The organism is Paenibacillus sp. ICGEB2008 (assembly GCF_000307675.1).
Classification (GTDB): domain Bacteria; phylum Bacillota; class Bacilli; order Paenibacillales; family Paenibacillaceae; genus Paenibacillus; species Paenibacillus polymyxa.
On the sequence record NZ_AMQU01000078.1, the window covers coordinates 1 to 577 of the forward strand.

The 577-nt window shown below is 54.2% G+C and carries 1 rRNA gene; it reads left to right on the plus strand.

Annotated elements, in window-relative coordinates:
* Positions 1-577 (plus strand): 16S ribosomal RNA (locus C400_RS0126060); the annotation flags it as partial.

Genomic DNA, 577 nt, shown 5'->3' on the forward strand with positions numbered 1-577 from the left:
GCAATGGGCGAAAGCCTGACGGAGCAACGCCGCGTGAGTGATGAAGGTTTTCGGATCGTAAAGCTCTGTTGCCAGGGAAGAACGCTTGAGAGAGTAACTGCTCTTGAGGTGACGGTACCTGAGAAGAAAGCCCCGGCTAACTACGTGCCAGCAGCCGCGGTAATACGTAGGGGGCAAGCGTTGTCCGGAATTATTGGGCGTAAAGCGCGCGCAGGCGGCTTTTTAAGTCTGGTGTTTAATCCCGAGGCTCAACTTCGGGTCGCACTGGAAACTGGGGAGCTTGAGTGCAGAAGAGGAGAGTGGAATTCCACGTGTAGCGGTGAAATGCGTAGAGATGTGGAGGAACACCAGTGGCGAAGGCGACTCTCTGGGCTGTAACTGACGCTGAGGCGCGAAAGCGTGGGGAGCAAACAGGATTAGATACCTGGTAGTCCACGCCGTAAACGATGAATGCTAGGTGTTAGGGGTTTCGATACCTTGGTGCCGAAGTTAACACATTAAGCATTCCGCCTGGGAGTACGGTCGCAAGACTGAAACTCAAAGGAATTGACGGGGACCGCACAAGCAGTGGAGTATG